Consider the following 25,833-nt stretch of genomic DNA (forward strand, 5'->3'; position numbering starts at 1 on the left):
ACGAAAATTGCTTTGGCAAAAAAAATACCAAAACAAAATTACTGACAAAATGTCCGCTATGTGATGTGTTAAAGTGTCTATTCTCAATAGTAAAGAGAGATTATTAAGCCTTCAATACAATGGAAACGAAACGCTTAAATTCCATTACTATTTGTAATCATTTCTTTCAAATTCTTTGATTTTCCAAAATAAACTCTTACGTTTGTAGGGTTAAAAATAATCATCTAAAATTATATAATCAAAATGAAAAAAATAGCGTTATTTTTTGCTGTGGGTTCATTTTTTGGAGCAACGGCACAAGACAATCTGATTCGTGCCGTGGCAGGGAATCAAAGTGAAAATGCAGGATTTAAGTTTACACCTGTGATTAATTTAGAACGTATGGAAGTGAAAGATCAAGGCAGTAGCGGTACATGTTGGAGCTACGCTGGAGCTTCATTTTTAGAAAGTGAAATGAGTCGTATGGGTAAAAAGCCAGTAGATTTGGCTGAAATTTATACCGCAAGAAATACGTATATCGAAAAAGCAAAGCAATATGTTCGTTTTCATGGTAATTTGGATTATGGTGACGGAGGTGAATTGCACGACATTATCAACATGTATGCAAAATATGGAGCTGTACCTCAATATATTTACTCAGGATTGAACTACGGAACTTCACGCAATGACTTTTCCGAAATGCAGGCTGTGCTCAAAGGATTTTTAGAGGGACTCGTTAAGCGTGAAAAAATCAAAAAATTGACACCCAATTGGGAAAAAGCCTTTACTGTAGCGATTGATGCTTATTTGGGTCAGGTTCCTGAAACATTCTTACATGCAGGTAAGAAGTACACCCCACAGACCTTTGCTAAAGAGGTGGTAGGTATCAATCCTGATCATTATGTGGAGATGATTTCGTATGAGGATCAACCTAAATATAAAAATGTGCTAATGGCTGTGCCTGATAACTGGAGCTTCGATCAGGCTTATAACGTTCAAATGGCTGATTTTGTTAAAGTTATAGACAACGCCTTAAAAAAAGGATTTACTGTAGCATGGGCATCGGATGTGAGTGAGCGTTATTTCAGTTGGAGAAATGGTGTAGCTTTTGTTCCTGAAAAAGATTTGGATCAAATGACTTTAGATGAACAAAAAATGTTGTTTAACGCTCCGCCAACTCAGGAAAGAACTATCACTGCGGAAATGCGTCAAAAAGCATTCGATAATTACGAAACTACGGACGACCACGCAATGCACATCGTTGGACTTGCCAAAGATCAAAACGGGAGGGAGTACTACATCGTAAAAAATTCATGGGGAGTGAACAACGACCATCAAGGATATTTGTATGTTACCAAAGCATTTGTAACCTACAAAACTACTGCTATTATGCTACATAAAGACGGTGTTCCTGCGGACATCTTAAAGAATTGGAAAAAATAATTAAATATATGAGAAAAATTTTATCACTTATACTCGTTTCATCAATGAGTTATTTAACAGCACAAGAGAATCTGACATATCAGAAACCGTCAGAGGAGATTTTGCAATTAGCTGATTTTGAAAGGGCTCCATCAGTGATGATGAATAGCCAACGTACGTGGATGGTTTTTAGCTATCGGTCTACTTACCGAAACTTGGAGGAACTTAATCAAGAGGAAATTCGTTTAGGAGGTCTACGAATGAATCCAAATATAAATGCCTCAAGTAGCCTGACTTACATCAATAATTTAAAAGTACAAAAAGTAGGAAACAAACAAACTCAACAGGTGAAAAATCTACCTGAAAACGCTAAAATCGCTTATTTAGGGTTTTCTCCTGATGAAAAAAAAATGTCCTTTACACACACAACTGATAAAGGTTTAGAGTTGTGGGTACTTGACTTGGAAACGGCTACAGCAAAACGATTGAGTAGCAACTTGCTAAATGCTAATTTCGGAATGCCTTACACATGGTCGCCCGACGGTTCTTTTTTACTTGTAAGAACTTTGGTAACCAACCGTCCTGCATTACAGAGCGAAGCTAAAAGCGTTCCCAAAGGACCTATTGTATCAGTGGGAACGGGACAAGTTTCACAAAACAGAACATATCAAGATTTGTTGAAAAATAAAATTGATGAGTTTAATTTTGAAGTTTTGGTTACTTCGGAATTGAAAAAGATAGATTTAAATGGAAAAGAAAGCCTTTTTAAAGGTGCAGGAATGTATCTTTCAGAAAGTTTCTCTCCCGATGGGAACTATTTAATGATAACCGAGCTTAAAAAACCGTTTTCATACATTGTGCCATTTAATCGTTTCCCCAGAGAATCAAAAGTTTATGATGTTCAAGGAAAAGAAGTTGCACTGGTAAATAGTTTGCCTTTGATTGAAAATATGCCAAAAGGATTTTCGTCGACCCATAAAGGAAAACGTTCTATGAGTTGGCGTTCTGATAAGCCACACACGCTGTTTTTTGTTGAGGCTCTGGACGGAGGAGACCAAAACCAAAAGGCTGAGTTCCGCGATGAAGTTTTTCAGTGGGAAGCTCCTTTCAATCAATCACCTGTTTCTTTGATAAAACTAAAACAACGTTTCAATTCCATTATTTGGGGCGATGAAGAAAATACTTTAGTGTATGAACTTTGGTACGATACCCGTAACCAAAAAGCAATATTATTAAATTTAAAAAATAACACACAAAAGGTTATTATTGATCGAAATTATCAGGATGTTTACAATGATCCGGGTTCTCCTCAAACTATTAAAAATCAATGGAACAGATATGTTCTTCAAATTCAAAATGGGAAAACCTATTGGTTAGGAGCAGGACATACCAAAGAGGGGCAATTTCCTTTCCTTGATGAATTAGATTTGAAAACGTTGAAAAAAAATCGACTGTATACCTCGAAACTAAAAAATCAAAAAGAGAATATTATTGAGGTGTTGGACATCAAAAAAGGGGATATGTTGGTAAGTTTACAATCGGCAACGGATTACCCAAATTATTTCGTAAAGAATTATAAAAAAGGGAAAACTACACAGCTTACTTTCTTCAAAAATCCGTTTGAATCCTTGAAAGGAATTCATAAAGAAGTTATTAACTACACACGCAAAGACGGAGTTGCTTTGAGTGGTACATTGTATCTTCCTAAAAATTATGATTTCAAAAAGAAAGAAAAATTGCCTTTACTCATCTGGGCGTATCCGCGTGAATACAAAAGTAAAAGCACAGCAGGGCAAAGTACGGCAAACCCTAATGAGTTTACGTATCCTTACTATGGTTCCTTTATATATTGGGTCACAAAGGGGTATGCCGTATTGGATGATGCTGCTTTCCCGATTGTAGGTGAAGATAAGCAAGAACCTAATGACACCTTTATTGAGCAGTTAGTAGCCAATGGAGAAGCTGCTATTGATGCATTGGATAAATTAGGTTATATCGACAGAAAAAGAGTCGCTGTGGGAGGACACTCTTACGGAGCGTTTATGACGGCTAATTTACTCACACACTCTGATTTGTTCGTTTGTGGAATAGCTCGAAGCGGAGCCTATAACCGTACGCTGACTCCTTTTGGTTTTCAATCAGAGCAACGAAATTATTGGGATGCTCCTGAGGTGTATAACACCATGTCTCCCTTCATGAACGCTCACAAAATGAAAAAACCTCTTTTGTTAATTCATGGTGCAGCAGACAACAATGCAGGAACGTTTACTTTCCAAACGGAACGTTATTTCCAAGCTCTTAAAAACTTGGGAGCTCCAGTACGTATGGTACTTCTGCCATTAGAAAGCCATGGATATCAAGCAAAAGAAAGCATATTGCACACCCTTTGGGAACAAGATCAATTTTTAGAAAAACATCTGAAAGCTAAAAAGTAGTTTTTGCTGAAAAGAAAAAATACTTATTCTGACTTGTAAACAATAAGTGTTTTCTGTAAAATTGCCTAAAAGATATTGTTTTGAATTAAATCCACTATAATCAGTATGAACTTCAGGGTTTATAGTCGCTTTGCAACCAGCTGATTTTTAGCAACAAATCACGAATGTAGATTTGTTATAACTTAAAAACAATTTTTTAGGCAATTTTTATTTTTGTATACCATTGTTAAAAATTTATTGAAATGATGTTTTGTTCAATAAAAATATATACATTTGTGTTATTAAACCTAAAAGCATTTGCTTTATGAGAAGTATATTTTTCTTGTTCGGTATATTTATCATGGGAATGGGATATTCTCAGAATATTTTACTTCCTCAAAAGTCAAGTTCATCAACTTTCAATTCCGATGGAAAATGGATTATTGGTGGAAACATTGGAGCTAATATTGATTCTGAAAGATTAGATATTCAAATTGCCCCACGTGTGGGTTATAGAATTATCGAAAATTTAGAATTAGGCGCAAGTGTAAGTTATACGTTTCGTAACACTAAAAGTGTTAGTATGCGGACTCTTGGTGTGGGGCCTTACTTAAGTTATGTTTATCAAGGATTTGTTTTTGGAACATCCTATCAACATTTGATGTCTTCGACAAAAGTAAAAATCACAGAAAATATTGCTAAAAGGAGTGAAAATGCCTTGTTTGTGAGTGTGGGATATCGCCATCAGATAGGAGGAAAAGCCTATGCAGAACTGGGGATGAGATATAACTTACTTTACAATAAAGATTCAAGTGTTTTTGCTTCTGGATTTATGCCTTATGCGGGAATTTCTGTTTCGTTGTAAATAGGTTTATTCATATAATGAAGTATATAGGGATTTATCAAAATCAACTATTTGATAATCATTTGCTTCCAAATATCATCTTGTAGATAGGCTTCTTGACTTTTTTTTGGAACAATTACTACACCCTTATATCCCAACGATAGATTTACCTGTGGAGGCGTACTTGCTCGACAGATAATTTCTTCCAACGAACTACAATTGCGAAAAGCTTCCACACCTATGTAGTTTAACGTAGCAGGAAGATCTATTTTTTTTAGCTTTTCACATCCACTGAACGCCTGAACACCGATGCTATTTGTGTGACTCGATAGTTTTACGGAAGCTAAGTTCTTACAATCGTAAAAAACTCTATCTTCAATTTTTACAACAGATTTGGGTAGCTCTACTTTTTCCAAACTCACACAATTGGCAAAGGCAAAAATACCTATATAATTCACATTCTCAGCAAATTTTATAATTTTTAAACTTGTACATTCATTAAACGCACCAAATAAAATATCTGTTAGAGATATAGGCAAGTCCAAGGAAATCAAACTACTACAATTCCGAAAAGCATGCATTCCTATTTTTTCTATACCCGAAGGGAAATGTATCTCTTTCAAGCTATTACATCCTGAAAAAGTGTCATTTTTAATTTGAGTAAGGTAGGCAGGTAATCCTATCCACTCTAATGCCGAGCAATTGAAGAAAGCACTTGCTCCGAGATGTACCACAGAATCAGGGAGTTCTATCTCTTTGAGTGACACACAATGTTCAAAAGCATCATTACCAATACTTTCTAAATTCCCCAAAAAATAAACTGAAGTCAGCGATTCGCAAAAAGCAAAAGCACTGGCTCTAATGTGGAGTGTTTTTTTAGGTATTTCAATGATTTTTAGACTTTTACATTCGTAAAAAACCTTAAAAGGAAGGTGTATGAGATTTTCTGAAAGAGTTACATTTGCGAGTTCCTTACATTGCGAAAAAGCCTCGTTTCCCAAAGTGGTCAATGAGTTGGGAAGTGTGATACTCTGTAATTTGAAACATGATTCAAAGGCATTATCTTCAATAGACTTCAATCCATCCCCTAAGGTAATTTCAGTCAAATTGGTGCAATATGCAAAAGCACTTTTTTTGATTTCAAAAACTCGAGATAAGTCTATTTTATTTAGGTTATAACAATCAAAAAAAGCTCTTTCCTCAACAATTTCAACCGTATTTGGAATTTCAATAGATTTTAATCGGTGACAGCCTTTAAAAGCTTCTTTTGCAATGGTTTTCACGAAATAAGGTATCACTACATGTCCATTGGCAGGGATTTTTTCACAATCACATTTTTTTAAGATATTATTTTCAATGACAAGTATTTCCTTCTCAGATTGAGCGATACTGTCAATTGAGATAAAGGATAAACAGAGTGTAAAAATGTGCTTTAAAACCCTCATTTTAAATTTTTTATGTTATATTTTCTTTCAATTTTGCTTCAATTTCAATCTGAAACTCTTCAATCACAGGCTTCATGGTGCTTTCAGGCAGATCTGCAATTCGGATATACATTAGCCCGTCTATGGCATTATTGAATTTTGGGTCAACGTTGAAGGCTACAACACGGGCATTTTGTTTGATATATTTTTTGATAAGTACGGGCAAACGTAATGTTCCAGGTTCCAACTCATCAATAATTTTGTCAAACTTATTTAGGTCTGCCTTGGTTTCGTCGAAAATAAAATCCTTATCAGCATCTTTGAGTTTAACCTTAAATTCTTTTTTAGGTCGTACATACTGAGCGATATAAGGGTCGTAGTAATTCGATTTCATGAACTCAATCATGAGTGATTTTGAGAAATTTGAGAACTGATTACTGATACTCACTCCTCCTAACAAATAGTGGTGTTCAGGATAGCGGAGCGTTGTGTGAGCAATTCCTTTCCACAGTAAAAATAAAGGCATTGGACGCTGTTGATATTCAGAAATCACAAAAGCACGTCCCATTTCAATGGTTTTACTCATCATATCGTAAAGTTCAGGTTCAAAACGAAATAAACTATGTGTGTAAAAACCATCAATGCCATATTTAGGGAATATGTATGCACCTAATCCCATTCGGTAGGCTCCTGCAATTTTTTTAGCATCGGCATCCCATAAAAACATATGGTGATAGTAAACATCAAAATCGTCGATGTCAATACATGCATTAGTTCCTTCCCCAACCTCTCGAAAGGTAACTTCGCGAAGCCTTCCAATTTCGGTCATAATATTTGGAATGTCTTCATACGGAGCCAGAAAAACCTCATAATTGTTACTCTTGAAAAGTCGTAGGTCTTTTTCAGTAATAAGAGAAATTTCTTTTTCAATCAATTGAATGTCAATAGGTTCTATGATTTCTTCAGGGGTTTCTGCCGATTTATTGGACTTATTCAATACGGATGTAAGCGGATTCTTTTTCTTAGTTTTGTCAAATGTATTCGCCAATAGATAGGTTTTTTTACGCAAAAAATCAGTATAAGATTCTAAATCAGTATGCTCGTTTTGAGTCTTTACCGATATAGGCTTCCCAATCCGTACGTGAATAGGTCTTTTTCGTTGGCTCAACATTTCAGACGGAAGTTTTGCCGTACGAAGCGAATCGTTGATTTTGGCGAGTGAATAAAACAATTTACTGTTTTTTGCATGGAAATAAATTGGGATGATAGGCACTTGTGCCTTTTTTGCCAAACGCATAGCTACTTCTTCCCACTGTTTATCAACGATAAATTTACCTTCTTTTTGAGTAGACACTTCTCCAGCAGGAAATATACCCAAAGGCTTTCCTTCTTTGAGATGTTGAATCGATTGTTTAAATCCTAAAACGCTGGATTTTACATCTTTACGATTTTCAAACGGATTTACAGGCATCACATAGTTTGACAGAGGTTCAATGCGTTGCAACAGAAAATTCGCCATTACCTTAAAATCAGGGCGTTTCTCTCCTAATAATTTCAAAAGCAACACTCCATCCATGGCTCCCAGTGGATGATTGGATATAGTTATGAAAGCTCCTTCTTTAGGAATGTTTTGCAAATCTTCATCTGGCATGTCATACTGAACTTCAAATTCATCCAATAGCCGATTTAAAAAATCAATTCCTTGCAAATGTTTATTACGATCATAAATCCTATTCAGTTTTGATAACCGAAGGATTTTCATCAGTAACCACCCTGCAAAAGTACCTACAAAGCCATATTTATCAATGTTGAGTGCCTTGGCAACCTCTTTCGCATTTACAAGTCCCATACGCTATGCTTAATTTGTACACAAACTACAAAGATATAAAAATATTTGAAATACCTATTGTTATGAGGTTAAAAACTTATTAAGCCAGACTTTTTCTTTAAGATTTCCTTTCTAGACAACCTATTTAAAGATAGCTTTTTGCTCATAGGGTTTGAAAAAATAGATCAAGCCAAACTGAAAAACTCTATTGCTCATATAACCATCAAAAGGAGGAATTTGTTTCATAAGATGGTTATGGATACCTGAAAACGATTCTTTGACGCTGAGTTCTAACGCTATTTTATCTGTTAAGAAAAATGTTCCTCCAATTTTTCCTTTTAGGTTACTACTATTCAGAAAAGGAACTGACGGATTATTGATTACTACGTCAAGAACTAAGCCTACATCTAAGTAAATACTACGCCATACTCCTACTTTCCATACGTTCCCGAAAGATATATAATCAATTGTTATAGTGTGTTTAGTAGTATTTTTTTCCTGAATATAACTCCCCTGTCGAGAATAAGAAGCACTAAGTTTTAGATCGGTCTCCTCCAGAAATTGATTGATAGCGAAAAACCCCATGTACATATCAGGTTTGACCCCAGTGCTACTGTGGAAATTTTCTGTCTGACTACGAAAAATGGATAAATTTAGACCTCCTTCAACTCCCCAACGCAGTGTGCTGTTATCTTGTTGAGCAATTAGCACAAACGGAAAGAAAAATAATACACAGAATATATTTTTCATAATTAACTTATATTTAGTTATTTAATGTAGTAGCAAACTCCAAAACGAACCACACGATTCGTTACATTACGTTCAAAGGGAATAATATCATTTTTAATATTTGATCGTCGGAGACCTATTTTCCCATCTAAGAAAACACTTATTTTTTTGCTGAAGATAAATTCAAATCCGAATAGCGAAACTGTAGTGTCAAAATTTTGAAATTCCGAAGTGATATCATTTTTTCGTAACAAGAAATCGGTAGAAAATCCTAATTGATAGAAAATATGTTCGTGAAGTTTGAAACGAGCTTTGTAACCAATCGAGAGGTGAGGTAGGTTGTAATGTATGTATCGATTTTCAATCATATCTTCATAATAAACTCCTTGACCTGAGTAAGTTAGCTCAAAAAGAAATGAATTGACAGCAGGTAAAGATGTTTTTACGGTCGCAAATCCTCCAAAGAAAATATCGTCTTTACCCTGAAGGCCATCTTGCAAAGGGTAAACGGCTGCTAACCTTGAATAATTCAAACCTCCTTTAATCCCCCAATGGATTTTATTATCCTTATCTTGTGCAAATAGAAAACTTATGTTTAGTAGTACAAACAATGGTACTACTACTTTTTTTATAGATTTGAATAATTTATTCATAATAAATCTAAATAATTGACAATGCAAATGTAAGAAAAAGTATTCTATTGGGTTAATTATTCATATTTTATGAGAGAAAAAAAGGAATTATTAATCCAATTTTTTAGAGATTAATAATTCCTTTTGAAAAAAATGAAAAGATTTTATTTCGTATCAAATAGCTTGTCAATACGAGCAACGATGTCTTTCAAGTGGTTTTGAGTCATAGCATCTGAGGAAGAAGCTGAACGAGCCATCGTGCGAATTTGTGAAAGTTCGGCACGAACAGCCGCCTTAATGTCTGAGGTGTGAGCATTAGCACTCGTTCCTTTAAAATACGGACTAGGTGGAGCAGGAGGCAATGCTTTGGTTTCGAGCAATATTTTTCCTAAAATTTCCACGTGTGAACGTTGTAAATTTCTGCGGTAAGCATCAATCTTTGCTCCTGTTGTGAGTTCTGTCCATACACCTTTTCGGATGTCACTCATCAATTCGGTAATTTTGTATGCTTTCTCTCCATTAAGAGCTTCATTTTCAATTACTCTGTGCAATCGTGCGATGTCTAACAAATGTGATAAACCAATAGCTTGTGTATTTTTAATACGTTCCAACGTTCCAGCATATTCAATACGTTTGATGATGGCATTATCAATGAGCCAAGATGGCGTTTTAAATACCTCTTTACTAAGAAATTGAACAGCTCGTTTTTGAATATCTTTCGGAACATAAACATACACTTCGCCCGATTGGTCAGCGGTTTTGTAATGTTCGTAAACACCTCCAACGTTAGCCGAAACGTGTCCGATATAAAGACGATATTGCCCTAAAACCTGACCGTAAAGGCTTTTTAAATCCTCATACGTTTCTCCTTCTTTGGTTGTCCATTTTATCAAATTTGGCACGATACGTTTAAGGTTAGCAATTCCGTAGGCACTTGCTTTCATCGCATCGTCTCCCAAATCTTCTGACTGTGAACTTGGGTCAACGATGTGTCCCATTTGCTGATGCCCAAAGCGATAAAGCGGGTCACCAGCGTGTTTTAAAATCCACTGATTCAATATTTCTTTTTCCTCTTCGGCGGATTTGTCCAAAATCGGGCGGTATCCCCAAGCGATGGAATATTTGTCATAAATCCCGATTTCAGGCATTAAAGCCACGCCTTTATCCTCAGGTTGAGCGATGTAGTTAAATCGGGCATAATCCATAATGGAAGGAGCTGTTCCGTGTTTTTTGGTGAAAGAAGCCGAACGCAACGAATCTACAGGATAAGCGTGGCTACTTCCCATATTATGAGGCAATCCGAGAGTGTGACCCACTTCGTGTGAAGACACAAATCGAATCAAACGTCCCATAATTTCGGTTTTAAATTCCGGTTTTTGAGCATCAGGATTGATGGCTGCCGTTTGTACAAAAAACCAATTGCGAAGCAAGGTCATAACATTGTGATACCAATTGATATTGGCATTTAGAATTTCACCTGTGCGTGGGTCGCTAATGTGTGGGCCATTGGCATTTGGTATGGGAGACGCCAAATAACGCACCACCGAGTATCGCATATCGTCAGGGTCCCAATCAGGGTCTTCTTCTTTTGTTGGCGGGTCTTTCGCGATGATGGCATTTTTGAATCCCGCAGCTTCAAAGGCTTTTTGCCAATCTTCAATACCTTGTTTTATGTACGGAGCCCACTCTTTGGGTGTAGCTCGGTCGATGTAATAGACGATAGGTTTTTTAGGTTCAACAAGTTCACCTCGTTTGAATTTTTCGATATCTTCATCTTTTACTTCTAATCGCCATCTGTCAAGATAAGTTACTGATTTTGTTCTTTGTACAGGAAGTCCGTAATCGGTTTGACTGGTTGTGAACCAACCTACACGCTCATCGAAATACCTGCGTTTCATAGGATTTTCAGGAAGTAAAATCATTGAATTGTTGATTTCCACAGTGATAATTCCCGCAATGCGACTGGTATAAGCAGGTGGCTCAGAAGCGTTGTACGTTTTTATACTACGCACTTCAATATTTTTTGGGAATGTTTTTATTCGCTCGATAAAACTTCGTTTAGTGTCTATTCCGCCAATTTTGTATTGTTTTCGATAGCGTTCCGAAAGTCCAAAAGGTTTGGTGTCTTTGTCAAAAAGCTCATTGACTTCAATCACTGATGAAATGCTGTCTTTTCCTCGTGTTTTAATATCGAAACTAGCTAAAATAGGTTCGACGTTCGAGTTGATAACTGCCTCATAAATAGGCAAACTATCATTAGCAATGATGCTGTGTGAGACCATTCTCACTAATATTTTTTTATCTTTCTTTTCCCATCTAATTACTTGATTGTTAGCTTCTTCTCCTCCAAAACCGATGCCCGTTGCTGTTTTGGAAATACGAGTAACCATCAGCATTTCTTTCCCTAAAAGCGAATCGGGAATCTGATAAAAATACTTGTCGTTTACCTTATGAATGGTAAACAATCCTTGTGTAGTTTTTGCCGTTTTTGGGATAATAGCATCAAATCCCTTAGGTTTGGCGGCTTCGGCTTTTTTCTTTGCCTCAGCCTCAATTTGGGCTTTTTTCTTCTTGCTTTTGAAAAGCTGTGCATTTGCTTCATTTATAGAGAGTAATAAAAGCAATGCTGAAAAGTATAATGTTAATTTACGCATATAATTTAGATAAATAAAAATCAATAAGGGCAAAGATAATGATTTTACGAGACCTATGTGCGTTGTTTTTCAAAATAAATTACTTTTTTCACAGAAATAGTTATATTTGCAAAAAAAAATGATGCTACGGTTGTTTAAGGATTTTCGCTTCGTTACATTGCTGTGGTTCGGTTTGGCTCTTGCTACCGTAATTCAGAATGTTTTTATACGAGGGAAGTATAATAACTATTTGATTTTTGAAGGAGTCTTCCGTCACACCATTGGAAAACTATCGCTTTACGCTGAATATCCAACAGAGTACTTTGATGTAAATCATTATGGAATTTTGTTTAGCGCTATAATTGCTCCGTTCGCTGTTTTGCCTAATTGGTTAGGTTGTTCACTTTGGATTATGAGCAACGTACTCTTTCTGTATTGGGCGATACGTCAACTGCCTTTGAAACAATGGCAAATAATAGGAATATTACTTATTGCAGCTCACGATTTATATACCGCAGCAGCAATGCAACAATTCAATATCAGTATAATAGCCATTTTAGTAGGAGCATTTGTTTTCATAGAAAAAGGGAAAAGCCATTGGGCTACATTGCTGATTGTTATAGGGATTTTAACAAAAATTTATGGCATTGTAGGACTTGCTTTTTTCTTCTTTTCAAAAGATAAGATACGATTCATAGGGTCGGGACTACTTTGGTTGGTGATTTTATTTTGTTTACCAATGCTTTATTCCTCACCGCAATATGTTATCTCTCAGTATCAAGAATGGTTTGAACGATTGGCAGTCAAGAACAATTCGAATATGAATGCTTTACAATACAACCTTCAAAATCTATCCTTATTAGGATTTCTGCAACGAACGGGGGTTTTTAATAATAATTTAGTGGTAATTGTAACCGGATTAGTACTATTCACGTTGCCTTATTTACGTTTTAATCAGTATCAAAATAAAAATTTTCGGTTGATGTTTTTAGCCTCTGTAAGTATGTTTTTATGTCTGTTTAGCACAGGAACGGAAAATAGTACTTATATAATAGCTTATGTAGGTATTGGAATATGGTTTGTAGCAAGTCCGAACCAAAACAAATGGTTAAAAATAAGTCTTTTGTCCCTTACAATACTAGCATCACTCTCACCTACAGACATATTTAAACCCCTAAAAGAACCTTATATTATTAAATATTCGCTACGGGCAATTCCTGTGGCAATTGTTTGGTTAGTAATGATTTGGGAAATGTGTTTTTTGAATTATAAAGACAGATTGCTCTTTGAAAATCGAAATGATTAAAGAAATGCAAAAAAAACAGATTGACATCGTAGTTCCTTGTTATAACGAATCAGGAAATATTCGAGTATTATACGACTCGGTACAAGCTATTTTTCAAGAAAAATCACTTGAAAATTACACGTTTAACCTTATTTTTGTCAATGACGGAAGCACTGATGATTCGCTACAGATTTTAAAAGAAATGTGTCAGAGGTATAAAAATGTGAAGTATATTTCCTTTTCGAGAAACTTTGGGCATCAATTGGCTGTAAAAGCAGGTTTAGACAATGCTTTTGGTGATGCTGTAATTTCAATGGACGCTGATTTGCAACACCCACCTTCTCTCATTCCTGAACTTGTCAGAAAATGGCAAGAAGGAAATCAAGTAGTGGCTACGATACGTAAATATGCTCCTGATGCGGCAAATAAGATAAAAAAATCGTCTACTTATTTTTATAAAATACTGAATTTCATTACTGATATTGAGATAAAAGATGGTGCTGCAGATTTTCGGTTGTTGGACAAGTCAGTGGTATCAGTAATTCGATCAATGAGTGAAAATGAACCTTTTCTGCGAGGAATGGTTCCGTGGACTGGATTTCGTCAGGTTTACATTCCGTATATTGCACAGAAAAGATTTTCTGGAAAAACCAAATATACTCTAAAAAAAATGCTTCATCTGGCAATGGTAGGAGCTACAGCGTTCAGTGTAAAACCATTGCATTTTGCTGTGTATCTTGGTTTTGCCTTTTCATTATTATCTATTTTATACGTTCCTTATGTGATTTTTTCATTTATAAACGGAACAGAAATATCAGGGTGGGCATCACTGATTATGACAGTTGTTTTCTTTGGCGGATTACAACTGATCATTCTTGGAATTATCGGAATTTATATCGGAAAAATATTTAAACAAACTAAAGACAGACCCAATTACATCATTCAAGAAAGAAATTTTTAGAAAACATAATTCACAATGATTTATCTTTCATTCGACATCGAAGAATTTGATATGCCAAAAGAATATGGCTACAACATTGATTTCCAAAGACAAATAGCCATATCACGTGAAGGAACAATCGCCATTTTAGACCTTTTAAAAAAATACAGCGCCAAGGCTACATTTTTTTCAACGGTTGTTTTTGCACAGAATTGTCCTGATTTAATAGAACGTCTTTTGATGGAAGGACACGAATTGGCTTCACACACCTATTATCATTCTAATTTTGAAATTTCTCATCTCAAAATGTCCAAAGAAGCCTTAGAAAAACAATTTCAAACTGAAATAAAAGGACTTCGTATGCCAAGAATGGCAGAAATAGAGGCAAACGAGGTAAAAGAAGCAGGATATATTTATAATTCGTCCGTAAACCCGACCATTCTACCGGGTAGATACAATAAATTACACGTATCAAAACACATTTTTATTGAAAAAGGACTTCTGCAAATTCCTGCCGCTGTGAGTCCGCTATTTCGTATTCCTCTTTTTTGGCTTTCTTTTCACAACTTTCCGCAGTGGTTTTACCATTTTCTTTTAAAAAGAACGATGAAGTACAGAAATTACGCTACATTGTATTTTCATCCTTGGGAATTTACCAATTTGCATCAGAAAGAATTTAATTTTCCGAATTATGTAATGCGAAATTCAGGCGAAAAAATGATTTCCCGATTTGAAAAACTACTAAAATTCATCCATCAAAATAATTGGAAAACTGGATTATACCAAGATTTGAAATAAAATTTTCAAAATAATTTTATAACTTTGCAGAACACTCTTTGAGGTACAATATGAGTATTTTAATCATTTCCATTTTTTTGAAGTGAATGTATGTTGTATGTCAGTTAGTTATACGAGAGGAAAGTCCAAATCAGAAAATGTGTTTGACAGATATGCAGATTTGTCTTATTTCTTGATTTGAAATACATTACTAAGAAATTTTTACATTTCAATTTATTCCGTATTTTAGCACCCAAAATAAGGAATGTAGCTTTCATACATTTAGCAAATTTTGTGAAAAAATAGGGGTTTGATTCTGATTTGTATGATAAAACAACAATATTAAGCAATAAAATTTAACTAGAAACAGGAAGTCCATGGCAATGAATTTTTTTAAGAAAATATTTTCTTCGGAAAAAAAAGAAACTCTTGATAAAGGACTAGAAAAGTCAAAAGTAAGTTTTTTTGACAAATTAGGTCGGGCAATTGCAGGTAAATCCAAAGTAGATGACGATGTGCTGGATGAGCTTGAAGGAGTTTTAGTTAGCAGTGATCTCGGCGTAAGTACCACTTTGAAAGTTATCGAACGGATTGAAAAACGAGTAGCTCGTGATAAATACCTAGGAACTAATGAGTTGAATAGAATTCTTCGAGAAGAAATCGCTGGACTTTTATCAGGGACTAACAGCGGTGAAGATACTGATTTTGTTATTCCTGTGGATAAAAAACCGTATGTCATGATGGTTGTTGGGGTCAACGGTGCGGGGAAAACCACTACCATTGGTAAGTTGGCATATCAATTTAAGAAGAAAGGATATAAAGTTATGCTTGGTGCAGCAGACACATTTCGTGCAGCCGCCATTGACCAATTACAAGTGTGGGCAGACAGAGTCGGTGTGCCAATTGTTAAGCAACAAACAGGAAGTGACCCAGCTTCTGTAGCTTACGATACTTTAGCATCGGCTGTAGCACAAGATGTTGATGTTGTTATAATTGATACGGCCGGACGTTTGCACAACAAAATCAATCTGATGAATGAATTGACTAAAGTGAAGCGAGTAATGCAAAAAGTCATTGCTGACGCTCCACACGATGTATTACTTGTTTTGGATGGCTCAACAGGACAAAACGCTTTTGAACAAGCCAAGCAATTTACCAAAGCAACCGAAGTGTCGGCTTTGGCTGTTACCAAATTAGATGGAACCGCTAAAGGAGGTGTAGTCATCGGAATTTCAGACGAATTCCAAATTCCGGTGAAGTACATTGGAGTAGGGGAAGGCATAGAACATTTGCAGGTCTTCAATAAATACGAATTCGTAGATTCGTTTTTTAAAGATTAAGAAAGGTGTAACTTTATCCAAAAATGATTTCACTCGTGTTCAAATAAACCAATATCTTTTGGGTGATGTTCCAGCCTAACAGGGATAAATTATTGGCATAATAGGACATCTGTTGTACGTCTTTTTCATTAGGTTTTCCTGTCTTATAATCAATGATAACAGCAATTTTTTCTTCGGTAGAATAGGCAATGCGATCTGGACGGAAATAGTTACCATTAGAATCGACAAACTCTCTTTCAATGTAGTAGTTGTATCTGTCTGTGAAATAGGGTTGTATTTCTTTTCGTTGTAACAACTCAATCAATTGCTTCTCAATCAATTCATGTTGAGCTTGTGAAATAGTACCATTTTGTAGGTTTTTTTCTAATACTTTTTGAATGTCACTCTTATATTTGATTTCGGCTAATAGTTTATGCATCAGATTTCCTCGCTCAATAGCCTCTTTTCGAGTAGTATCCCACAAAAGAGAAGCTCCAGTAGCAATTTTATAGTTAGGAGTTTTCCAATCCTTCTGAAATTTAATGAAGCCATCTGAGCCAATTTGCTTTTGTTTTTTTCTTTGTGGGAAAATAGGGCTGCCGAAGGTGTAATGCGACTGATTTTCATTAACGTTACATTGTATTTTCTCGTTTTGGTTCAGAAGGGAAATGTGTAATCCAGCAAATTCCTTTAGAAGTGTACCATAGGTTTGCTTTTTAGGTGATTTTGGTAAAGCTGTTATCACATAAAGGAAGGATTCAGGGCGAGTCATTGCCACATACAGCACATTGATTTGGTCTAATTTATTTTGTTCGTTATGTTGATTGATAATCTCTTGGCTTTGAGTTTCAAAATTGATTATTCCTTTATTGAATCGCACTAACAAATGTGAAAAACCACCAAAATTTTCCGCATCTACTGGATACCAAAGCGTGTCTTTTTTCGTATCCACTAACTCGCTATCGGCAAAGGCATAGATAATCACCGGAGCTGATAATCCTTTACTTTTATGCACCGTCATTATCGAAATAGCATCTAATCCTTCCGGAGAACTAATACTTAAAGCGTCTTGATTTTCTTCCCAGTACAAAAGAAAATCGGAAATTCCACCTTTGTTGGTGTTTTTAAACTCAAAAATGATGTCCAGAAAACTTGCTATGTAAGCGTCTGAATCGTTAGCTAAATCAAAGCGATTGACTGCTAATGCCATACCTTCGTAAAGGGAATAACCATTGAATTGAGCCAATGAAAAGCCATATTTTTCAAAAAAAGAATCGATAGGTTGGTCAATATATTCGGTAATGAAGTTGTGTACATCAGCTGTATTTTTTACACTGATAAAATCGAATAACATATTGACTTTTAACTCTTTGCTATCAGGATTTTGTACTGCTCGTAGTAGCGAAATCAGAAAACGAATTGATGGCACATTTTTCAACAAAAGGGAATCAGGAGAAATAATTTTTTTTCCTTGTGCAGAAAGATAGGAGGCTAATGCCAATCCCTCACGTTTTTTACGAACTAAAATAGTAATATCTTCGTCTTTGGCTCCCGATTCATTGGCATGTTTGACTGTTTCCCAAACCTCTTTGCAATAAGTCAGTTCTCTTGGAGTATATCCCAATTCATCGGCTATATTTTCCTCTTCGTAGTTTTCTTCCTCTTGTTCAACATCTACAAATCGAATATCTACATATCCAATAGGGAAATTTTGATTATTTCTTTTGTATTCGGGGTAATTTTGGGTGGCATTAGCATACAAATTTTGATATTCTTCAGACTCAAAAAAGGTGGAAGTAAATTTGAAGAATTTATTATTGAAATCAATAATAGTTTCTAAACTTCGGTAATTTTCCTCTAAATTTACGACAATCCCCCCTATCGTAAAAGGCTGTTTTTTATTGAGATATAAATCCATAAATTGCTCAGCTTTACTTCCTCGCCATCGATAAATTGATTGTTTGGCATCTCCCACTAACAATACAGAGCCTTGTTGTTGATTCATATCTTCGCTTGATACTACATTGGATATCAACTCTTTAAGGTTATTCCACTGCAATTCTGATGTATCTTGAAACTCGTCAATAAAATAGTGCTGGAAACGCTCACCAATACGCTCATAGATAAATGGAATAGTTTGTTTTGTAATTTCGTTGGAAATCACCGAGTTAAACTCCCAAATCGGAAGAATATTTTCTTCCTGTTTAATTAATTCTATTTCATTTTGAATACGATTTAGCAAAGCCAAAGGAACTACATACTGCAGTGCATTTTTTACAAAATTATATTCTCCAAATTGTTGTTGTACAGTTTTGAACTGTCGTACAAATTCAGGTTGTAGGCTGTCAATTAGAGCTGTATTTAATCCTTTCTTATTTGATTCAGCGTATAAAGGTTTTGTTTCCAAATTTAATTGCCAGTTTGCACCCCAAACAGGTTCCCTTTTAGGATCGTTTTGTATTTTTTTGAAAAAGTTAAACATGTATTTTCCAGAGAAAATATTTTCATCTAAATCGTTTTCATTCAATAGTGTAAAAAAATCAGTGGTGATTTGCCGTATGGTTTCTATGCTTTGTGATAGTTTTTGTTGTAGTATTTTTTTTAGAGCTATGAAGTCAGATAGTGTCTTCTCTTTCAGTTCTTTAAGAGCTGTGTAGTGATTTTCTTTGGTGAGCATCTCTGCTACTTCCAGCAGTTCTTTGGTAGTGTCCCAATTCTTGTCTTCTTTCATTTTGTCTTCTGAAAAATCAATAAGTAATTGGGTAATTTCAGCATCTTCTCCAGCCCTGCTCATCAGATTGTCAACCGCCGTACGCAGTATGGTTTTTTGATCTAACTGTACCTCAAAAAATTGATTTAATTGTAAATCGAAGGCAAAGTTACGTATCAATTGATGATTGAATCCATCAATAGTGCTGATGTTGAAAGCAGCATAATTATGGAGTATGTGTTTCAAGACAGACTCGGAACGCGAACGCAATTTCTCGGGAGCAATTTTCAATTCTTGCCTAAGCTCTTCAAACATCGAATTAGCTTCGGTAAGGCTTTTTATATCTGAAAATTCGGTAAGCATTTCAATTACCCGATCCTTCATTTCAAAAACAGCTTTATTGGTAAATGTGATAGCCAATAAGCGACGAAAAGAGTCTATTTTTTCATCGCTTAAAATGATTTTCAAATAGGCCTTTACCAAACCATAAGTTTTTCCAGAACCCGCCGAGGCATTGTAAATGGTATATGAAGATTGCATCGCTATGTTTTTTGAAATGTTTTATGTGTTGATTGTTAAGTATCTACACCGAAACTTCTCCTTTTATGGCAGGATAAGGGTCGTAACCTTCTAGTGTAAAGTCTTCATATTTAAAAGAAAATAAGTCGGTTACCTCTGGATTGAGCTTCATTATGGGTAAAGGACGTGGCTCACGACTCAGTTGTAATTTTACTTGTTCAAGATGATTGTTATAAATGTGAACATCTCCAAAAGTGTGTACAAACTCGCCAACTTCCAGTTTACAAACTTGAGCTACCATTATTGTTAATAAGGCATACGAAGCTATGTTGAAAGGTACCCCTAAAAACACGTCAGCACTACGTTGATAAAGCTGACAGGAAAGTTTTCCGTCTGCCACATAGAATTGAAAAAAGGCGTGGCACGGAGGTAAAGCGGCCTTTCCGTTGGCAACATTCTCACAAAAGGATTTTGAAGTGTCAGGCAATACAGAAGGATTCCAAGCTGCCACAATAATACGACGACTATCAGGGTTTTTCTTGATGGTTTCGATTACTTGCTTAATTTGGTCAATGTCTTCGTTGTTCCAGTTACGCCACTGATGTCCATACACAGGGCCTAAGTCACCATTTTCATCAGCCCACTCGTTCCAGATGCGAACACCATTGTCAGATAAATACTTAATATTGGTATCGCCTTTTAAAAACCAAAGAAGCTCGTGAATAATAGATTTTAAATGTAGTTTTTTGGTGGTAACAACGGGAAATCCCTTGCTTAAATCGAACCGCATTTGGTAGCCGAATACGCTAATGGTTCCCGTTCCAGTGCGGTCTTCTTTTTTGTGTCCGTGTTCTAAAATATGTCGTAATAAATCGTGATATTGTTGCATTTTATTAATTTTATAAATAGAAAATTTAGAACCGCAAAGATACAAAAAACCACTTCATAGCTAGAGGTTTTTAAAAGTTATATTAATACTATTTTATCGAAACAGAGGCTTTCAATTTCGCTAAGCCTCTCAATGGTTATCATCAATGGTTGTTCATGACTTTTAACATCTAAAACGAATATGTTATAGAATCATCTCTATAGCGATATTTTCCTTCCTTGAGAAAAACTTTCAATAGCCTTGTCAATCAGAGACATGGTTTGCACAGCTTGGTCAGCAGGAACAGGATTTGATTTTCCATAAACCATTGATTCATATACATTTTGATAAAAATCCATGTAGTTTCCGTGTTGAGCTACGGTCTGCTCGTAAACGGTAGAGGTGTGTAATATGCCGTTCGGATATTGCACTTTAGGAAGCCAATTTTCGGTAGTTGGAGTAATTCCCTTTGAAAGCATATCCTCTTGAGCGTCAAATCGTTGTTGTAAAAAACTGCCTCGATCACCGTGTACGATATATTCCCAGCCTTTTTCCTTTGATATGGTTGAAGATTTTAGGCGTACACGAAGTTCGTTTTCATAAAATAGAATGAGTTCAAAATAATCATTCGTTTGTGTTTTTTCGCGTAGGAATCCTAAATCAGCATATATAAACTTTGGATAACCAAATAGTTGCAATGCTTGATCAATAAGATGAGTTCCCAAATCATGCAGAGCTCCTGCTCCTGCTATGGGAGCTTCTTTATGATTTTTTTCACTGATTGAGGTGCGAAAACGATCGAATCGGATTTCTACTTCTTTAATGGTTCCTAAAGCTCCACTTTCAATAATTTCTTTAACCTTAAGATAATCTCCATCATAACGCCTGTTTTGGTAAACGCTTAAAAAACAATCGTTTGAATCTGCCAATTGCTGTAACTCTTTTGCTTGGTCGCTCGTAACGGTAAAAGGCTTTTCCACCAATACATTTTTCCCTAGTTCCAATGCCTCTTTAGTGTATTCATAATGTGTTTGTACGGGAGTGTTGATCACAATCAAATCAATGATTTCGTCATGGAGCAACTCATTGAAAGAGCGATACAATTTTGATTGAGAATACTTTTCTCGTGAATCGTTTTTATGCCTTTCCACCACAGCTTGTAACCGAAAAAGTGGGTGATTTGCTACAAATGGAGCGTGAAACAAACGTCCGCTCATCCCAAAAGAAGCTAATCCTACATTTATTATTTTGTTCATTTCTTTATCTTTTTAGTGTTTTGACATGATATACATTCTAGAACCTACGTTGTTGTTCAAAGATACAAACACATTTCCTACATAGAGAACTTTACGTAATACCCCTCATTACCTCGCACATTGAAAACCGTCCCATCTTCAAAGATGAGGTACTGTCCCTTGATTCCTTTCAACACTCCATTGTACACTGGCGTATTGATTAAATTAAGAGAATGTACCTTCTGAGGAAACTGTTCCACAGGAAATTGGATATGAACCTCTTCACCATTGTCAATAAAATAAGATTTCGTTTCCTCAGGAAAGAATGTAAACAGCTGATTTCTAATTTCTTTTAAATCAATGTCTTCCAGAGTATTCGTAAGCATTTTTCGCCAATCGGTTTTATCCGAAACATGCTCTTTCAAAGCAACTTCAGTAATTCCTGCCAAATAACGGTTTGGAAGTTCAGCTATTACCAAAGCTTCATGAGCTCCTTGATCTATCCAGCGTGTAGGCACCTGTGAATGACGCGTAACCCCCACCTTCACTTTACTTGAATTTGCCAAATACACATAATGAGGCTGCAGTTGCATCTGTTTTTCGTAGTCCAAATCCCGATCTTCAATATCTAAATGAGCTTTGCTAAGTTCTGGATGCATAATCCAATCGGCGGCTTGTGGAATTTCAAAAAAACATTTTTTGCAAAACCCTTGTCGAAAAATAGGTTCGTTATTTCCGCAGCTTAAACATTGAAAATGAGATAATTCTATTTTAATCTGTTGATTTAGCAAACTATTGACCGATAAAAAATCGTTCTCCAATTGCAAGTAGTAGCGTACAGGATTTGCCATTTCGGTCATCATTTTTTGTAATACTCCTTGAAACATATCTATTTTTTTTATTAAATTTACCCGATTTTAGAAGGTGGTATATTCAGAATATATATTCGATGATATAATCATTTGTGTTGCAAAAGTAATAATTTCAGGCACATGTTTTATTTCAATTAGAATTTACCCCTCATTTTTACGGAAGTTTAGGACTGTGCAAAATTTAGATTTTATTCATTCTGTTTGTATTAAGGAATTTTTAATTTTAACAGATTCGTAATAACTTTTGAGAAAAATGTATTTGATAAACAACAACAAAACTCTGTAAAGTTCTGATTATCAAAATCTATTATACAAACGATATGCGAGAGATAAAAAGCAATTGAACAAATCATATCGGAAGTTTCAATCAATTTTAAAAAACATTAAAAATGCCATTAGCACTATTTAATTCGATAACCTCTTGGTTTTTAAGACGACGTATTGACCAAATTCAGCAATTTGTAAATAACCCCCACCAGACACAGGAGCGTGTTTTAGCGGAATTGCTAAACGCTGCTAAAGACACCGAAATTGGAAAAAAATATGGTTTTTCCGAAATTGAAAATTACCAGCAATTCGTACGAAATACACCCTTGGTAACCTACGAGGAATTTGAACCCTATATTGACCGAGCCAGAAAGGGTGAACGTAACGTTCTTTGGCATTCTCCCATCAAATGGTTTGCTAAAAGTAGTGGGACAACTAATGCTAAGAGTAAATTTATTCCCGTCAGCGAAGAGGCTTTGCAGGATTGTCATTACAAATCAGGCAAAGATATGCTTTGTTTATACTTAAACAATAATGAAAACTCTAATCTATTTACAGGTAAGAGTTTACGCCTTGGAGGAAGCAAAGAACTATATCAAGAGAACGACACTTATTTCGGTGATTTATCAGCAATACTAATTGAAAACTTACCATTTTGGGCAGAATTTAGTTCTACTCCAAGCAATAAGGTGTCGCTCATGAGCGAATGGGAAACAAAACTACAAGCTATTGTCAAAGAAGCTAAAAACGCAAATGTAACCAGCATGGCTGGAGTTCCCTCATGGATGCTTGTCCTACTCAACCGAGTGTTAGAAGAAACTGGAAAAAATAATTTACTCGAAATATGGAAAAATTTGGAAGTATATTTTCACGGAGGAGTTAGTTTTGTCCCATATCGCGAACAATACAAAAAAATAATCCCTTCCGATACTTTCCGCTACTATGAAATTTACAATGCCTCAGAAGGATTTTTTGGGATTCAAGACAGAAATAATTCCGATGAATTGCTTTTGATGCTAGACTATGGTGTGTTCTACGAATTTATTCCGATGGATACTTTCGGAACCAACCAACAAAAAGTGATTCCTCTATCCGAAGTAGAACTCGGAAAGAACTACGCAATGGTAATCACCACAAATGCAGGACTTTGGCGATACATCATCGGAGATACGATTCGTTTCACCTCTGTTTCACCTTATCGTATCAAAATTACAGGACGTACCAAGCACTTTATCAATGTTTTTGGAGAAGAACTTATTATCGAAAATACGGAAAAAGGACTAAAAAAAGCTTGTGAACTTACCAATAGCCATGTGAAAGATTATACAGTAGCTCCTATCTTCATGAAAGATAAACTCAAAGGCGGACATGAGTGGATCATTGAGTTCGATAAAGAACCTTTGAACATCGAAAAATTCACCGAAATATTAGATGAAGAACTCAAAAAAGTAAACTCCGACTACGAAGCTAAGCGTTATAATAACATGACTCTTAACATGCCTACCGTTCATGTAGCCCGACAAAATCTGTTTCACGATTGGCTCAAAAACAAAGGAAAACTAGGAGGACAAAACAAAGTGCCACGACTTTCCAATAGCCGAGAACATCTCGAAGAGTTATTGAAATTCATGTAACCAAAATAGATTCTTTACACAATTGTTGAAATTTTAAACCTATTAGTAAATGCAAATTTAAGTAAGTTCAATACTAAGTTTTTTAGCTTATTTACCAAAAAAGACTTACTTTTGCCCCTCATATACTTATAATTCTATGAAATTAAAACACGCCATTTTTATCATTCTTGCGATATTAATCATTGACCAAGTTAGTAAAATATACATTAAAACAAATTTTATTCTGAATGAAAGTGTAGACGTTTTTAGTTGGTTTAAAATCTATTTCATTGAAAACAACGGAGCCGCATGGGGAGCTGAAATCCCCGGAGTTTATGGAAAACTAGCCTTAACACTTTTCCGTATTTTTGCGGTTTTCGGGATAGGCTATTGGTTGATATCATCCATAAAAAAGCAACGGCATCCTATTTTAATCATTTCTATATCAATGATTTTAGCAGGAGCATTAGGTAATATTATTGATTCTGTTTTCTACGGAGTGATTTTTGACCATAGCTACAACAACGTAGCGACTCTGTTCTCAGAACAACCCTATGGGACTTGGTTTCACGGCAAAGTAGTAGACATGTTCTACTTCCCTTTGATTGACACTACTCTTCCTGAATGGTTGCCAATTTGGGGAGGTAACCGTTTTCAGTTTTTTGAACCAGTTTTCAATGTTGCCGATTCTGCCATATGCGTTGCCGTAGGGCTATTGCTTATGTTCAACAAAAAAGCTTTTCCAAAAGAAGAGAAAATAACTGAACAAACCTAAAATGAGCATTATCACAAACATTTTAAAAAACAACGAACATCGACCATATCCACTTCCGAAAGGCAATTGGACATACTATCAAGAGTGGAATCGAGCCTTGTTTTTACATTATAAAGTACCTTATGAGTTGTTGCGTCAATTAGTTCCAACCGGCTTACAATTAGATAGTTACAATAATGATTGCTACATCTCGTTAGTAGCATTCACTATGGAGAAAATAAGACCAAAACAACTACCCGCCATTTCCTTTATTTCTGACTTTCATGAGATAAATATCCGAACGTATGTAGAAAAAGATGGTAAAAAAGGGGTCTATTTTTTAAATATTGAAGCAGGAAAACTACTATCAGCTATTGTAGCGAAATGCTTATCAGGACTTCCATATGAGTTTGCAACGATAAAACGTGCTGATAATCAATATAATTCAGAAAACAAAAACAAGAATTTCCTTTTGGACGTATCATTTGACATAGAGGAAATTATACTTGAAAAGACACCTTTAGACCTTTGGCTTACAGAACGTTATTGCCTGTTTTTAGATATAAAAGAATCTTTGTTTCGGTATGACATACATCATCAAGAATGGAATCTTAGAGGTCTGAAAATAAACAAATTAAATATAAATTATCATCTGAAAAACATTTCTTTATCACCTAACTATCACCTTTGTCACTATTCCGATGGCACTCAGGTCATTTCATGGAATAGGGTAAAACTTTAGTGTTGTACTAAAAGCTAAAGGCAAATT

General features: G+C 35.4%; 19 protein-coding genes. 10 read left to right on the top strand and 9 right to left on the bottom strand.

Annotation, left to right across the window (positions count from 1 at the left end):
* Window positions 1-243 precede the first annotated feature (243 nt).
* From CGC52_RS08385 to CGC52_RS08395, 3 genes are all read left to right on the top strand, one after another.
* Window positions 244-1,422, top strand: coding sequence for an aminopeptidase C (locus CGC52_RS08385; protein ID WP_095894085.1), 1,179 nt, complete (start codon window positions 244-246; stop codon window positions 1,420-1,422).
* A gap of 8 nt (window positions 1,423-1,430) precedes the next feature.
* A complete protein-coding gene (locus CGC52_RS08390; protein ID WP_095894086.1) occupies window positions 1,431-3,836 on the top strand; it encodes a prolyl oligopeptidase family serine peptidase in 2,406 nt (801 codons plus the stop codon).
* Between the two features lie 304 nt (window positions 3,837-4,140).
* Complete coding sequence (locus CGC52_RS08395; RefSeq protein ID WP_064504530.1) at window positions 4,141-4,680, top strand: hypothetical protein; 540 nt, start codon at window positions 4,141-4,143, stop codon at window positions 4,678-4,680.
* Between the two features lie 47 nt (window positions 4,681-4,727).
* On the opposite strand, the gene CGC52_RS08400 is transcribed toward CGC52_RS08395, so the two are convergent.
* From CGC52_RS08400 to CGC52_RS08420, 5 genes are all read right to left on the bottom strand, one after another.
* Window positions 4,728-6,104 (bottom strand): leucine-rich repeat domain-containing protein, encoded by a 1,377-nt coding sequence (locus tag CGC52_RS08400; RefSeq protein ID WP_095894087.1) that lies wholly within the window; start codon window positions 6,102-6,104, stop codon window positions 4,728-4,730.
* A gap of 10 nt (window positions 6,105-6,114) precedes the next feature.
* On the bottom strand, window positions 6,115-7,932 hold the full coding sequence (locus CGC52_RS08405) for a lysophospholipid acyltransferase family protein (protein WP_042010199.1): 1,818 nt from the start codon (window positions 7,930-7,932) through the stop codon (window positions 6,115-6,117).
* 120 nt (window positions 7,933-8,052) lie between these two features.
* Complete coding sequence (locus tag CGC52_RS08410; RefSeq protein ID WP_095894088.1) at window positions 8,053-8,661, bottom strand: hypothetical protein; 609 nt, start codon at window positions 8,659-8,661, stop codon at window positions 8,053-8,055.
* Between the two features lie 17 nt (window positions 8,662-8,678).
* Window positions 8,679-9,293 (bottom strand): outer membrane beta-barrel protein, encoded by a 615-nt coding sequence (locus CGC52_RS08415; RefSeq protein ID WP_095894089.1) that lies wholly within the window; start codon window positions 9,291-9,293, stop codon window positions 8,679-8,681.
* A 143-nt stretch (window positions 9,294-9,436) separates the two neighbouring features.
* Complete coding sequence (locus tag CGC52_RS08420; protein ID WP_095894090.1) at window positions 9,437-11,926, bottom strand: zinc-dependent metalloprotease; 2,490 nt, start codon at window positions 11,924-11,926, stop codon at window positions 9,437-9,439.
* A gap of 118 nt (window positions 11,927-12,044) precedes the next feature.
* On the opposite strand from CGC52_RS08420, the gene CGC52_RS08425 reads away from it, so the two are divergent.
* From CGC52_RS08425 to ftsY, 4 genes are all read left to right on the top strand, one after another.
* Window positions 12,045-13,211 (top strand): glycosyltransferase family 87 protein, encoded by a 1,167-nt coding sequence (locus CGC52_RS08425; RefSeq protein ID WP_095894091.1) that lies wholly within the window; start codon window positions 12,045-12,047, stop codon window positions 13,209-13,211.
* A 4-nt stretch (window positions 13,212-13,215) separates the two neighbouring features.
* Complete coding sequence (locus CGC52_RS08430) at window positions 13,216-14,151, top strand: glycosyltransferase family 2 protein (protein ID WP_164462312.1); 936 nt, start codon at window positions 13,216-13,218, stop codon at window positions 14,149-14,151.
* A 15-nt stretch (window positions 14,152-14,166) separates the two neighbouring features.
* Window positions 14,167-14,928 carry a polysaccharide deacetylase family protein gene (locus CGC52_RS08435; protein ID WP_095894093.1) on the top strand — a complete coding sequence of 254 codons (762 nt, stop codon included), beginning with the start codon at window positions 14,167-14,169 and terminating at the stop codon, window positions 14,926-14,928.
* 362 nt (window positions 14,929-15,290) lie between these two features.
* Window positions 15,291-16,247, top strand: a complete 957-nt coding sequence (ftsY, locus tag CGC52_RS08440; protein ID WP_042010304.1) for a signal recognition particle-docking protein FtsY — start codon at window positions 15,291-15,293, stop codon at window positions 16,245-16,247.
* A gap of 13 nt (window positions 16,248-16,260) precedes the next feature.
* Here the strand turns inward: ftsY and CGC52_RS08445 are convergent, their stop codons facing one another.
* The 4 genes from CGC52_RS08445 to CGC52_RS08460 form a co-directional block, all read right to left on the bottom strand.
* Window positions 16,261-19,476, bottom strand: a complete 3,216-nt coding sequence (locus tag CGC52_RS08445; RefSeq protein WP_095894094.1) for an exodeoxyribonuclease V subunit beta — start codon at window positions 19,474-19,476, stop codon at window positions 16,261-16,263.
* Window positions 19,477-19,519: 43 nt separating this feature from the next.
* Complete coding sequence (locus CGC52_RS08450) at window positions 19,520-20,344, bottom strand: thymidylate synthase (RefSeq protein ID WP_042345479.1); 825 nt, start codon at window positions 20,342-20,344, stop codon at window positions 19,520-19,522.
* A gap of 197 nt (window positions 20,345-20,541) precedes the next feature.
* The gene (locus CGC52_RS08455; protein WP_095894095.1) at window positions 20,542-21,579 is read right to left on the bottom strand and encodes a Gfo/Idh/MocA family oxidoreductase; all 1,038 of its coding nucleotides are present in this window, start codon (window positions 21,577-21,579) and stop codon (window positions 20,542-20,544) included.
* A gap of 77 nt (window positions 21,580-21,656) precedes the next feature.
* Window positions 21,657-22,445 (bottom strand): DUF2797 domain-containing protein, encoded by a 789-nt coding sequence (locus CGC52_RS08460; protein WP_042010215.1) that lies wholly within the window; start codon window positions 22,443-22,445, stop codon window positions 21,657-21,659.
* 374 nt (window positions 22,446-22,819) lie between these two features.
* On the opposite strand from CGC52_RS08460, the gene CGC52_RS08465 reads away from it, so the two are divergent.
* From CGC52_RS08465 to CGC52_RS08475, 3 genes are all read left to right on the top strand, one after another.
* Complete coding sequence (locus CGC52_RS08465) at window positions 22,820-24,331, top strand: GH3 auxin-responsive promoter family protein (RefSeq protein WP_095894096.1); 1,512 nt, start codon at window positions 22,820-22,822, stop codon at window positions 24,329-24,331.
* A 136-nt stretch (window positions 24,332-24,467) separates the two neighbouring features.
* On the top strand, window positions 24,468-25,085 hold the full coding sequence (locus CGC52_RS08470) for a lipoprotein signal peptidase (protein WP_042347129.1): 618 nt from the start codon (window positions 24,468-24,470) through the stop codon (window positions 25,083-25,085).
* Window position 25,086: 1 nt separating this feature from the next.
* Window positions 25,087-25,806 carry a YqjF family protein gene (locus tag CGC52_RS08475; protein WP_095894097.1) on the top strand — a complete coding sequence of 240 codons (720 nt, stop codon included), beginning with the start codon at window positions 25,087-25,089 and terminating at the stop codon, window positions 25,804-25,806.
* Window positions 25,807-25,833: the final 27 nt, after the last annotated feature.

Origin of the sequence: Capnocytophaga sp. H2931, from assembly GCF_002302535.1 — a bacterium.
Taxonomy (GTDB): Bacteria; Bacteroidota; Bacteroidia; order Flavobacteriales; family Flavobacteriaceae; genus Capnocytophaga; species Capnocytophaga canis.